General features: G+C 70.1%; 11 protein-coding genes. 3 read left to right on the top strand and 8 right to left on the bottom strand.

The genetic code is table 11. From position 1 onward, the window contains the following. Positions 1–72: 72 nt before the first annotated feature. Positions 73–750: a TetR/AcrR family transcriptional regulator gene (locus ACFWNV_RS05275; protein WP_383940764.1), complete on the bottom strand. Its 678-nt coding sequence runs from the start codon at positions 748–750 to the stop codon at positions 73–75. 112 nt (positions 751–862) lie between these two features. Between ACFWNV_RS05275 and ACFWNV_RS05270 the strand changes: the two genes are divergently transcribed. Then, complete coding sequence (locus ACFWNV_RS05270; RefSeq protein ID WP_383940761.1) at positions 863–1819, top strand: NAD(P)-dependent alcohol dehydrogenase; 957 nt, start codon at positions 863–865, stop codon at positions 1817–1819. 434 nt (positions 1820–2253) lie between these two features. Here ACFWNV_RS05270 and ACFWNV_RS05265 read toward each other — a convergent pair whose 3' ends face one another. The 4 genes from ACFWNV_RS05265 to ACFWNV_RS05250 form a co-directional block, all read right to left on the bottom strand. Beyond that, entirely contained in the window at positions 2254–2559 is a 306-nt protein-coding gene (locus ACFWNV_RS05265) for a hypothetical protein (RefSeq protein ID WP_383940758.1), read from the bottom strand. 224 nt (positions 2560–2783) lie between these two features. Next, a complete protein-coding gene (locus ACFWNV_RS05260) occupies positions 2784–3218 on the bottom strand; it encodes a DUF6892 domain-containing protein (RefSeq protein WP_383940755.1) in 435 nt (144 codons plus the stop codon). Between the two features lie 647 nt (positions 3219–3865). Next, the gene (locus ACFWNV_RS05255; RefSeq protein ID WP_383940752.1) at positions 3866–4489 is read right to left on the bottom strand and encodes a GNAT family N-acetyltransferase; all 624 of its coding nucleotides are present in this window, start codon (positions 4487–4489) and stop codon (positions 3866–3868) included. Further along, a complete protein-coding gene (locus tag ACFWNV_RS05250) occupies positions 4486–5658 on the bottom strand; it encodes a ThiF family adenylyltransferase (protein WP_383940749.1) in 1173 nt (390 codons plus the stop codon). The genes ACFWNV_RS05255 and ACFWNV_RS05250 overlap by 4 nt, the downstream gene beginning before the upstream one ends. 509 nt (positions 5659–6167) lie before the next feature. Here ACFWNV_RS05250 and ACFWNV_RS05245 point away from each other — a divergent pair. Next, a complete protein-coding gene (locus ACFWNV_RS05245; RefSeq protein WP_383940746.1) occupies positions 6168–6713 on the top strand; it encodes an EF-hand domain-containing protein in 546 nt (181 codons plus the stop codon). Between the two features lie 99 nt (positions 6714–6812). Here ACFWNV_RS05245 and ACFWNV_RS05240 read toward each other — a convergent pair whose 3' ends face one another. From ACFWNV_RS05240 to ACFWNV_RS05230, 3 genes are all read right to left on the bottom strand, one after another. Continuing rightward, positions 6813–7574 (bottom strand): IPT/TIG domain-containing protein, encoded by a 762-nt coding sequence (locus tag ACFWNV_RS05240; protein ID WP_383940743.1) that lies wholly within the window; start codon positions 7572–7574, stop codon positions 6813–6815. A 117-nt stretch (positions 7575–7691) separates the two neighbouring features. After that, entirely contained in the window at positions 7692–8171 is a 480-nt protein-coding gene (locus ACFWNV_RS05235) for a ricin-type beta-trefoil lectin domain protein (RefSeq protein ID WP_383940740.1), read from the bottom strand. 595 nt (positions 8172–8766) lie between these two features. Further along, on the bottom strand, positions 8767–10791 hold the full coding sequence (locus ACFWNV_RS05230; RefSeq protein WP_383940737.1) for a glycosyltransferase family 4 protein: 2025 nt from the start codon (positions 10789–10791) through the stop codon (positions 8767–8769). Positions 10792–11000: 209 nt separating this feature from the next. Here ACFWNV_RS05230 and ACFWNV_RS05225 point away from each other — a divergent pair, with 209 nt between their 5' ends. Then, positions 11001–12266: a glycosyltransferase gene (locus ACFWNV_RS05225; protein ID WP_383940862.1), complete on the top strand. Its 1266-nt coding sequence runs from the start codon at positions 11001–11003 to the stop codon at positions 12264–12266. Positions 12267–12404: the final 138 nt, after the last annotated feature.

The following is a 12404-nucleotide window of genomic DNA, read 5'->3' as shown; positions in this document are numbered from 1 at the left end:
GATGCGCGAACGCCTGTACGGATCAAGGGCATCTTCAAGCGCTGGCCCTGACGCCGTGCTGGGCGTTGGGTCTCAGAGGTGCGGGTGAACTTTGTGCAGCCCCAGGTGTGGGGGTGGTGGCATGGGGCTCGTGTATCGGGTTTGGGCCGAGCGGAGGAAGTGGGCGAGCAGGCGGCGGGAGGCTGCCAGCGCGGTTTCCTCGGGCTGTCCGGCCAGGCCCCTGTTGGCCAGCAGCAGGAGGGTTACGTCAGCGGGGGCCACGTCAGCGCGGAGCTGGCCGGTCCTTTTGCCGCGTTCGATCAGCAGCGCCAGCCCGTCCTCGGCCCGGGCGCTCTCCTGGTCGTAGTCGAGAGCGTCGGGGAAGTGCTCCATGAACGCCGCCGCGAAGCCGCGGTCGGTGGCCTGCATGGCGCACACCTGCTCAAGAAGGTTGCGCAGGCCGCGCAGCGGGTCCGGATCGTCGAGCGCCTCGTCGAGAGCGGCCACGCACACGGCGAGCTGCTCGGCGAAGGCGGCGCTCACGAGGGCGGCGCGGGTAGGGAAGTGCCGGTAGAGGGTGGCGGCGCCGACGCCCGCGCGGCGGGCCACCGCGGTCAGGGGAACGTCGATGCCCTTGTCGGCGAAGGCATCCTGGGCTGCCTGGAGGATACGGGCGCGGTTGCGCCTGGCGTCTGCGCGCCGCTCTGCCGGACCGGCGTCGGCCCGGCCCTCGGCCCGCTGAGGGGGTTCGTGAGAGGGCTGAGCAGGCATGTCTCTCACTTCTCTGTAAGTGGAAGGTGTCGCCCGTTTAGGGGGTTAGCGTGAGTGTACCGGCGGGGCCGGCCGCTCCCCCGGCACCTTGAACGTGGAACAGGACAAGAACATGAGTGAGATGCGTGCTGCCCTCTTCGACCGCTACGGGCCTCCGGAGGTTCTGTACGTCGGAAGCGTGCCGATACCAGCGGTCAAGCCTGACCAGGTCCTGGTCCGTGTCCACGCGGCCAGCGTCAACGGCGGTGAACTCGCAGGACGTGCGGGCAAACTGCGCCTGATCACCGGCCGCACATTCCCCCAGGGCACCGGGGTCGACTTCACAGGCGAGATCGCCGCGGTGGGCGCCTCGGTCACCGGAGTGCGTGTCGGTGACCGGGTGTGGGGCATTCAGCGGCTGAAGGTGGCCAGCATGGCCGAGTACGTGGCCATCAGCCCCCGAAAGATCTCCCCCGCCCCTCGGAACCTGACTCCCGCGGAAGCGATCTCCCTGCTGGCGGGCGGGACCACATCTTTGACGGCGCTACGCGACCACGCGGCGATCAAGCCCGGGGAGCGGCTGCTGGTACGCGGCGCCAGCGGAGGCGTGGGGAGCGTGGCCGTTCAGATCGGCAAGATGCTGGGCGCGCACGTCGTCGCACTGGCCGGAGCACGGAATCTCGACTTCGTCCGCGGCCTGGGGGCCGACGAGGTGCTCGACTATCGCACGACCCCCCTCTCACAGCTGCCGTCCTTCGACGTCATCCTCGATGCCGCCGGCACCCAGCAGTCCCGCCTGCGCCGCCTGCTGGCACCGGGCGGCCGCATGGTCGCCATCACCACCGACCTCAACCGCCCCGTCGCCAGCCTCACCACCATCCTCGCCTCGGCCATCCACGGCCGGGGACGCATCCGCATCTTCAGCGGCAACCCCGGCACCCGGCTCCTCACCGAACTCGCCCAGTACGCCGAGAACGGCGACCTCGTCCCCGTCATCGACACCGTTCACACCCTCGACGGCATCGCGGAAGCCCACCGCGCCCTCGAAGCCGGAGGCGTCCGCGGCAAGCACGTCATCAAGGTTGCATGAATGCAGCCCTACCGCGGTGCGGTGGCGTTCGCGGGGCGCGGCGGGCGCCTGCTCCCACGGGTCCGCGCGTGAGAGACCGAGCAGTGCCCGGTCCACGGCACGTGTCAGCAACGGCAGGACCTCGGCGGCGGGACGGCCCCGGTGCGTACGCGCGAATTCCTGCCGTTTCTGACAGGGGGCACCGTAGGTGCCGGAGCTTCCGTGAGCAGCCGGGACAGGTGCCCCCGCGACCACCCTGATTTCGCCTCTCGCTGTGCTCCTTCCGGCACGCGGCCGGCCGCTCCAGCCCTCGGCTTTCTACGGTACGGACGGCCATGGGCAAGCGGACCATGACAGGGGGGAAGTGTCGCGGGCCCTGACGGCTCGGCGGATGCGGGCGTTGAAGGACAGATGGCTCCCGGCGAGGGACACGGCCGCCAACGGGCCGGGGTCTGCTACCAGGGTGTACAGCGGCTGTCCGGGTGCCCGGTGCGGTCCATCTCGTCGTTGTGCCAGCTGCCCGAGCGGTCGCAGTGCCAGTCGTTGCCGTTGGGGTCGCTGGGATCGGTCTGGCCGGGGTGGTTCGCTCCGTACCACTCATCCGACCGGGACGAACCCGAAGGCGACGCCGAGGGCGAGGCCGACGCGGAGGGCGGATCCACGAGGGTGGGCGTCTGGGCGCCCGCCGTGCCCGACAGCGATGCCGTCGTCAGCACGCCCAACGCCGCTGCTGCCCACCAGCTGCCTGTCTTGCGCTCCACCAGGTTTCCTTCCGTCGCCCGAATCTCAACCGGCAACGTACGGACCCCGACCAGGAATCGTCGACCTGGCCGGCCTGCGATACCGCAACACCACCCGCCCGGCCCATAAGGGGCATTGACGGAGGCAGTGCCCGTCGTCGACGGTGACGCCGGGGCGTGTTCAGGACCCACCCAGCCGCGCGGTAGCGGGGCCGGATTTCGAAAGCGCTGCCAGGTGAGCGGGCTCAGTCCGTGTCAATGCCTCGCCTGGCGAAGACCTCCGCTGCGTCCGGCACCGCCAGGACGCCGTCCTCCACGAAAGTGACCTCCCGCAGGTTGGGCAGCAGGGCCAGATCGTCAAGCGACCGGACGTCGAACAGGTCGTCCTCGCCGTCCCAGGCCGGGGCGCAGTGCCCAAATACGTCCGCCCCTGCGTCGAAGCACAGCTCCTCGACGGCTGCGAGCAGCGCAGCCGGTATCTCCAGGGCCTCGAAATAAGCCCGGGACTCCGCAAGCACCTCCGCATGGAGGCCGTTCTCCAGGACGTAGGACGCGGGATCGCCGATCCCCTGCTCCGCCAGCCGCGCGGGCAGGTCGTAGACCGGCAGGAGCGGCTCGGGGCCGTACATGAGCTCCTCGATGACGAGCAGCTTGAGGTTGAAGTCGTGGAACTGGCTCATGGGAGACGAGTACCACGTGGTTCGGCTCGAATGCGAAGCTCATGCCCGGTCGCAGTTCCAGGTCGGGCAGGAGCGTGGTGCGGTCGGACACGGCCGGATACCGAGCCACGGAGCTTGCTGGAGAGCCCACGGCCCTTGCCCAGGGCGAGTCCCGTGGATGTCGCTGACGGCGATGGTCACCTGGTTTTGGGGGTGGCATCCCGCGAAGTTGGAGAAGACCTCGGCGTAGATTACGTCCCCCTCGGCGCGGATGCGGGGGGGCGGGAGGGGCTCGTCGCGATCGTTCGCGGGGTTTTTCCGGGCCCCCGCAGGTCCGTCGTCGAGTGCGGTCCCAGCGCGTTCCGGCACACGCGGTTGCGCGGGGCCCTGCGGCGGGACGGCGGCTCCCCTCGGCGGGCCCGTACCGCATCCGTGTACAGCTCCCGGGTCAGGCGGGGCCGGCCGCCCGGGGCCGCGGCGGCGGGCCTGGTGGCCGAGCGGGAACGAGCCGCCGGAGAGACCCTCACCCACGACTCGGGCGCGGCCGGTGTGCTCGAACTCCTCGTCCTCCATGCACCCCAGTTCCGCCCGGGCATCTCCGGATGTCCCACCGCTTCATCGATGCCGAGGACGTCCTTGGCGCGGGGATCCGGGTGGGGCCGCGGGCCTCAGGGCCTGGCGCCGGCTGGTACTCGTTCGAGGTGGGGGCCGGCTTCGAGGATGGCGAGTTCGGACTCGGTGGCCTGGAGTTTCCACTCGGGGGCGACGGTGGAGTAGGTGGTGACGTCGTGCCAGGTGCCCTGGGTGCGGAACAGCTGGCGAAGGGTGGCCTCGGGGCGCAGGCCCGCGGCGTGCATGACCGTGGACATCCGGTGGTGGTCGCTGCGGTGCCCGGCCCAGATGCGGTGCAGGCCCAGGTGCCCGAACCCGTAGGCCATGAGGAGACGGCCCGCCTCGTGGCCGTGGCCGCGCACCGGGGCTCCGGGCAGGAGCACGAGGCTGGTGAGCATGGCGTTCCTCCCGTAGTCCTCGACGAGAAGCCCCATGGTGCCGACGAGGGTGTCGTCGTCGGGTGGGCAGACGGCCAGGGTGTACTTGCGGCGCGGGTGGGTGTGGGGCTGGGCGAGGCTTTGCGTGAAGGCGTCGTGGGCCTGGTCGGCATCCATCCGGTCGATGCCGAGGTAGCGGGTGAGTACGCGGTGGGTGAGCATCCGTGCGAAGGAGTCGTGGTCGCCCGCGTGGAGTTCCCGCAGCTTCAGGTGGTGGCCTCGGAGTTCGGGGACTCGGTTCACGGGGTGCCTCCGTGCGGTGCGGGCAGGGCCGCCAGAGCCGGGACGAGGGCCTCGAGATCGATGGAGTGGCGTCCGGACGGCACCGGTTCGCCGAGCAGGATGCGGCGAGCGGTATCGGTGACCAGGGCCGCGCCGAGCATGACGCCGCTGGCCAGTTGCGGCCAGCTGGAGAGGGTTCGTCCGACGCGGGTGAGTGCGTCGGTCATGGCGGGGCTGAGCCGCTGCTCGTCGACGATGTCGAGGAGGAATCGGATGCTCTGGTCTCGGTCGAGGCCTTGTACATCGGCGGCGGTCGTGGCGCCGGTGCGGCCGTGGAAGAGCGGGCGGTCGGGTTCGAGGTCGAAGCGCTCGATATCGAGCAGGCCGCGGTCGTTGGTGTCCATGAGGACGGGAATCCGGCGGCGTCGGGCGTGTTCGCGGGCAGCGACCTTCACCCACGGGGTGTCGCACTCCTCGACCAAGAGGTCCAGGCCCGAGCCGCCCTCTCCGTCGGCGAAGAAGTCCGCGATGCTCTCCTCGGTGACGCCGCCTCGATGGATCTCGATGTCGAGGTAGGGGTCGAGTTCGTACATGCGCCGGGCGCACAGCACGCTCTTTTCCACACCGAGCTCGTGGACGCCGGCGCGCAGCCGATTCAGGTTCGACAGGCCGAGCCGGTCGAAGTCCGCCAGCCGGAAGGCCCCGCCGACACCCTCCATCGCGCAGGTCAGAGCGGCGCTGCTGCCGACCGACAGGCCGATGACGCCCACCCGGCGACGCAACAGCCCCTCCTGCTGTTCGCGGGTGATCTTGTCCCGGTTGCGGTCCGTGCGCACCAGGCGGAACTCCGCCTCGGGCAGGACGTGGACCAGCTGTCCCGACCACGGATACCAGGCCCACCGCCCGTACGCGTCCGGGCGGCCGTCGACGACCTCGCCGATCGCGCGCCGCAGGGCCTGCGCTGCGAGAGCTTGCTGGGGTGCCCGGCTGCGTACGAGCTCCTCGACCTGGTCCTCGATCCGGTCGTGGACCTCGCGCACTTGGCCCGAAGCGCGCAGAGCGGCCAGGGCGGCTGCGCCGGAAGGCCGTGCGGGGTCGAACAGGACCGGGCGAAACGATTCGCTGGCCTCGTACGGGGAGGGCATAAGGAACTGGTCCGGCTCCGGGCCGGCATCCACGAGGTGAGTCACGGCCGAAAAGCTAGCAACCCAAGATCTTGAAGAACGGACCGTCACCCTCACAGGCGCACTCGAATTGATCTTCTATCCGAATGCGCCCCCACGCACGCTCTTCGCGCCCCGTCGCCGCCTCCGCGCGCACGGGCCGGCCAGCCGCCGACGACGCGGCCACCGTGGTGGTCGTACTGCAAGCAGCCCACCCGGAGAGCAGGTCCCACGGCGGTCGCGGAGGCCGGACATCAAGGTCGCACCGGTGCAGCGGATCCGAGCGACCCGAGCTCCACGCACGACCCCAGCCGTTCACCTGAGGACGGGGTTCATCGGCCCGCGCAAGGTCCATCACCTCTCGCAAGATCACACGTTGGAATGACCTGCCGGCACAGGATTGGGCCACCCGGGTGACAGCACGACCCGCCGCGGCCGGCGCTCCCTGTAATCCTTCGTGCCGTCCAAGAGCCCCCACTGCAGCCCGCCCGCTCAACCCGACCATCGGGACGGGTGTGGCCGGCAAAGGAGACCCCATGACCAACGTCATCCACGACAAGTGCGATCGCCTGTTCGCGTTCTACGACACCGACGGCAACGGCCGGCTCGACCGCGACGATGTGAACCTCATGGTCGGCAGGGTCCTGGCCGGCAGCCATGTCCCGCTCGACTCGCCCAAGGCCGCCGCCGTACGAGCGGAGTACGACGCCTGGTGGCAGTCGCTGGTCGACCACGCCGACACCGACGCGGACGGCGTGATCACTCAGGACGAGTTCCGCACCGCGATGAGCGGGCTCTCGCCCGACCGCCCGGCGATCCAGTCCACCGTCCGCAAGGCCGTCGACGCAACGTTCACCGCCATGGACACGGACGACGACAACCAGATCCCGGTCTCCGTCGTGGTCGCCATGTTCACCAGCGGGGGGCTGAGCCATGAATCCGCGGCGGAGGCGGCCCGTGTCCTCGACATCAACGGCGACGGCACCATCACCCGGGACGAGTACGCCACGGCCTGGCTCGGGTTCTTCCTGACCGATGACCCCGATGCCCCGGCAAGCCGCATCCTCGGCAAGCTGTCCTGAACCCCGACAGCCCGCCCCGACTCCTCGCCACGGGCACCCGGGGTTGCGACGTGGGCGTCCGCGGCCGGCGGGTTTCCCGGCCGACCGCGGACCGGGTGTTCAGGGGCAGGTGACCAGGACGATGGAGACGGCGGTGCAGGTCGCGGTGGCGCTGTCGTTGGCCGTGTTGGGGTCGGTGGGCGTGGAGACCGTGCGGCCTGCGGTGACCTTGACCTGGCCCAGGGTCAGCAGGTGCAGCGGGACGCGGAAGGTCTTGCTCGTGCTGAAGCCGTTGGTGAGGGTGCCGTAGGTGCAAGTCACCGTCCCTGAGGCGCTGGTGCATCCGGCGGACAGGTTCGTTGCGGCCGTGCCCGGGGGCAGGGTGGCGGTGATGGTCGCCGAGGTGGAGTTCGCGGGGCCGTTGTTGTGCGCGGTCAGGGCGTAGGTGAGGTAGGGGACGAGGATGCCCAGGTGTGGCTGGGCGGTGACGTGGACGGCGAGGTCGGCGGTGGGCGCGATGTAGGTGAACTGGTCGGCCGCCGTGACCGCGCTGATGCCGCCGGGGGTGGTGACCGTGACGTGGACGGTGCCCGCGGCGTGGGCAGGTGAGGTGGCGGTGCAGGAGGTCGCCGTGCAGCTCACGCCGGTGGCGGGGGTGGCGCCGAAGGTGACGGCGGTGGCGCCGGTCAGGTCGGTGCCGGTGATGGTGACCGCGGTGCCGCCGGCGGTGGTGCCGGAGGCGGGGCTGATGCCGGTGACGGCGGGGGCGGGTGTCGCGGCGCCGAGCTGCAGGACGTCGACGGTGTTGCTGGAGTTGTTGACGATGTAGCCGAGCGGGCCGTCGGGGCTGACGTCCTGGCCGTCGCCCCCGACGGCGACCACGTCTACACCTCGGCTACGGGCCAGCTGTCAGAGCTCCCTGGGGACCCCTGACAACTTGCCGTCAATGCGGTCGGTTTTGCGAGAACCGGCCGGGAATGCCGTGGGCGCGGGAAGGCGTCAGGCGGCGGCGAGGCTGATCTGGTCCTTGAAGATCACCCAGCGCTGGCCCTGGTCCTTCGTGTCGCACGGCTTGGTCGAGACGCTCGGGGTGTTCCAGGCGTTGGCGAAGCAGTAGGCCGGTGCGTAGGAGAGGGTGATCTGCTGGCCCGCCACGTTCCAGTACTGGCCCTGGTCCTTCGGGTTGCACGGCTTCACCGAGACGTCCGAGGCGTTCCAGGTGTTCGCCAGGCAGTAGGCCGGGGCGTTGGTCAGGGAGATCTGGTGGCCCGCAAGGGTCCAGTGCTGGCCCTGGTCCTTCGGGTCGCAGGGCTTGGTGGAGATGTTCGGGGTGTTCCAGGCGTTCGCGAGGCAGTAGAGCCCGGGAGCGCGCAGGGCCGGGGCGGCGGTTGCCGCCGCCTGCGCACCGGCAGCCGGGAGGAGGGAAGCGGTCAAGGCCAGCGTCGTGAGGGCGAGCGTCTTGCGGAGGGCGATAGCCATGAGAGAAGAAATCCGTTCTTGCTTGAGAAGTTCGATTCACGCCCGAACGCGAGATGGAATTCCAACTCTGCGCCGAACGCAAAGTAATTGGTAGCAGCAGCCAAGAGTTGGCCAACGGTTTCTGCGCAGCGCGTTCATCCCTTAGAGCCGGTACATGTGATGACCCGACAGACCCCCGAAAGAGCTGTTTGGGAGTACACCGAGCCCCCTGTGCCCGTACAAAGCCAGAGTCCACTACCCCAGATCCAAGGGCCGGTATTGCCATTTCCCGCCCCACCCCTACGCCAGTACGGCGTCGACACCTGGTCAGACGCCGGGGAACAGCGGCCCGGGACGAAGATCCTTGAGGACGCCTGACTGAAATGGCCCTTCGATGCGCGGACAGCGAGGTCACGGGCGGTACCCGGAGATACGGTGGCACCACCGCCAGCCGGGGAAGGACACGGCCATGCTGGAATCCTTGATCCGCACCCTGCCGTGCCGCACTTGAGGTTGTCATCGACGAGGTGCTCGGCCCTCAGCCGCCACCCGGTTACTCCCGTTCAGCAGGCAGCGGTGTAACCGCTGCAGCCGGCGCACTCGTTGTGGGACCGGATCACGTGCGCTGTGCCGCCGTTTCGGTCCGCGGCAGCCTTGTGTAGACAGAGGCGAACGCCGTAGCTGCGGCGTCAATTGAATAGCGCGCCCGGACCGTGGCACGGGCGCGGCGGGTCATGGCGTCGACGACCGCCGGGGCCATCTCCAACAGCCGCTCCAGCCCTTCGGCCAGGGCTTTGGATGACGAGGTGTCCAGGAGGATTCCGTTGACCGAGTCCTCCACGTAGTGCGGAATGCCGCCTCGGCCGGTGCCTGCGACCGGCAGGCCCGCGTCCATGGCCTCCAGCACGGCAATGCCGAACTCTTCCTTCGCGCTGGGGCAGACGTAATGAGCTCGACCGCTGGTTCCCGGGCCTGCCAACGCCCGCTCCAGGCACCGGACCGCGTTGTTGGGCATCGCCGGCACCAGTGCCAGTCGTGCGGCGGCATCCGGGTGCTCGTCGATCAGGTCGGCGATGGCCGAACGCACCGCGCGTTCCGCTGGATCTCGCCCCTCCGCCCGGGCGGACCCGCCCACCACGACGAGGGTCGAGCGGAGGTGGAGGCCGGATTCGATCCACGCCCGGACCAGGACATGCTGCTGCTTGAGCGGGTGGAGGCGCCCCACGGTGAGTAGCAGGGGCAGGCCGCGCGCGGCGGGGTCGAGCGCCGAGGGGAGTTCGGTGGCGAAGAGACCCTCGAGGAGACTCTGCCGTCGCATTGCTTCGTCGGCGGCGGGCCGGTAAGCGGTGATCCCCTCCTGAGGTGCGCTGGGGCCTTCCCCACCCCTGACTGCGGCGAGCTGCGGGAAGTAGCGGATCAACTCGCCCGTGCCGCCACGGCCGGGGATACCGACGACTTCATCGGCACGGTCGACGAGCCTGTCCGCCGCGAATACGCGGTGAAGGTCCTGGCGCAGTTCCTCCGCTTCGGTCTCGCTGGTTGCCGTGCGTCCGGCGTGACGTTCGCTGACGCGACGGTGCGGGTCGGGTGTCGCGGTGAAGATCAGGCGTGCGCCCAGCTGCCGGGCGGCTTCGGCTACCGCAAGGGATCCGTCGTCCGCGTACCTGACATGGACGAGGTCCGGTCGTCGTCCCAGCCCATCGAGGACCCTGTTCGTCCACCAGGTCAGAGCGGTTCCGGCGGGAATCCCGGCAGTGGCGGTGTCGTGGGGGGCGGTCGGCAGGGTGAGCGTCCAATGCCCGGCTCCCCTGACGCGCAGGAGGTCAGGCTCCTCCCCCAGTTCCCGCGCGTCCTTCGTCACCAGAGTGATCACCGCATCGATACCGCGCGTGCGCGCGAGTGCGTCGCCCAAGCCGGCGAGAAGGACTCCGAGACCTCCGCTGCTCCCCTCCCCCGGGCTGTCCATCTCGCCGAGCAGCATCGACTGGACCACCAGCAGGCCGTCGCCCTTCGGAAAGGCAGGAGATTCGAACAATCGGCGGCCGCCGGCGGCCGCGAGCAGCAGGCGTTCATAGGCGTCGTCGGCCGTGCCGGGCAGCGGAAGGATCCGGCGCAGGTCGGGGTGGCCCGCGATGTGGCGCCACAGGGCGAGTCTGGCCGGTTTGGTGTTGAGGGGCTGCCGGCGGGCCAGGTCAGCCCATTGGGCCGGTTCCAGCACGTTCAGGCACCCCGCGGTGGCGAGGTCGATCAGGTGGGCCAGGGTCCCGGGATCCGTGCAGCGCAGGATCTCCTCACGCAGTCCGCGTCGCACACGCTCGGTGTCATGGAGGGGAAGCGACAGATGCCAAGCCTCCATGACCGTACTGCGCAGCCGGTGGTCCCCGCGCAGCGCTGCGGCCAAGAGCTCTTCGGGTGCGAGGGCCCTTCGGAGCCTCAGGTCGCGGCGCAGTGAAGCAAGCCTCTCGTCGAGTGGATCGGCAAGGAGACGGACCGGACGCTCATGGCGCCGGTACTCGGTGTGCAGGAAGGACGCCAGGATGCCCGGGGTGCCGGGAATCCGCAGTGCTGCCTCGGGAGCCCAAAAATTCTGGCGGGCCGCTACGAAGGGGTCGGTCCCGTCCTGCGGGGTGTGTGCGTCCATGGGGCGCTGCTCTCGCTCGGGCGGATGGTCACCTCCCCTTCCGTCACGCCCACGACTTCGGATGCGGACAGAGTTCCGTCCGACCGCTGCCTCCGCATGCGGGGCCGGTACGGAAGAAGACGTGACAGCCGTCTGCCGGAAGTGGATCCCTCATGCCTCGAGTCACCGTGATCGCTCCCCCGTTCCACTCGCACGCTGCTCCCTTGTCCGTGCTGGCCGGCGAGCTTCGTGCAGCGGGTGCCGAGGTCACGTTCGCCTGCGCGGAGGGTTTCGCACCCCTGGCCGAGACCGCGGGGGTGGAATTCGCACCGCTGAGGATCGGCCGCAACGCGAACACGGGCATCGCGCGGCGCACCGTCCAGGCCGAAGGTGAGGCCGGACGCCTGGAGGAGTTCTTGGAGGCGACCCGGGCCGGAGCCGTTCCCGCCCTGTTGGTCCAGGCCCGGCACCGCAGGGCAGACATGCTGGCCGACCCGGAACGGGTCCTCGCGGAGCTGCGGGCGCTGCATGCCCGGCATCCGGCGGACTGGTACGTGGTGGACCAGCTGAGCTACGCCGCAACACTGGCCCTGCACTGTCTGGACCTGCCGTACGCGACCTTCTGCCCCGGCCATCCCAGCTATCTGCCGGCCGAACCGGGTGCCCTGTTCGGCGTTCCCTACGCCTGGCCGCAGGAGGTGCGGCCGACCGCCGCGGACCTGCAGACGTTGCGTGGAGAGGCGCGGGCGAACGACCTCTCCTTCACCGCATTGTTCGCACGGTTCATCGCCCGCCACGCTCCGCACCGACCCATACCGCGCCGGGCGTTCGCTCTGTGCTCCCCCCACGCCGTCGTGCTGAACTATCCCCGGCTCGACTGGCTGCCCCCGCGCCCCGAAGGCCCGGCCTACGTATTCAGCGGGCACCTCACCCCCGCCGGCACGCTCGACCCGGGTCCCTTCTGGAACGCCGAGGTGGCCCGGCTGCGCCAAGCAGGCCCGCGCCTGGTGCTGGTCGCGCTGGGGACGTTCCTGTCGGCCCGGCGGGACGTACTGGAGTCGGTGACGCGGGGCATTCTCGCCGAGCGCCCCGACACTTCGGTGATCCTCGCAGCCGGGGACCAGGCAGCGCCACTGGCGGGTCTGGCAGGCCCCCGGGTCTCGGTGGCCGCGACCGTACCGCAGCAGGCACTGCTCCGGCATGTGGACGCCATGGTCCACCACGGAGGCAACAACTCCTTCACCGAATGCCTGGCCGCAGGCGTGCCCGCCCTCGTGCTCCCCTTTTCCAGCGACCAGTTCTCCGTCGCCCACGACGCCGAAAGGTCTGGCGCGGGCCTGTGCCTCGACCCGCACCGGCTGGACTCGAAGAGAGCGGGCCAGGCGGTCTCCGCCCTTCTGGACTCCCCCGGGCACGCCCTCGAGGAACTGCGCGGGCACGTACACGCACACGGCCCGCGACGAGCTGCTCGGCAACTGACCGCCCTGATGGCCTGACCCGAAAGTCGAGAAGATGGCGGGTGAGCCGGCGGGGCAGCCGTGGCGCAGGACGGCTTCCGTGCCAACCGCGCGGAGCTCTGATCTCGCGGGGCGGGGTTCAGGCGGTGCACGAACGATGCGAGGTGCGGCCGGGTG

Origin of the sequence: Streptomyces sp. NPDC058401, from assembly GCF_042722885.1 — a bacterium.
GTDB lineage: Bacteria > Actinomycetota > Actinomycetes > Streptomycetales > Streptomycetaceae > Streptomyces.
Note: the sequence above shows the minus strand (reverse complement) of the source record. Positions and strands in the feature narration are given on the sequence as shown.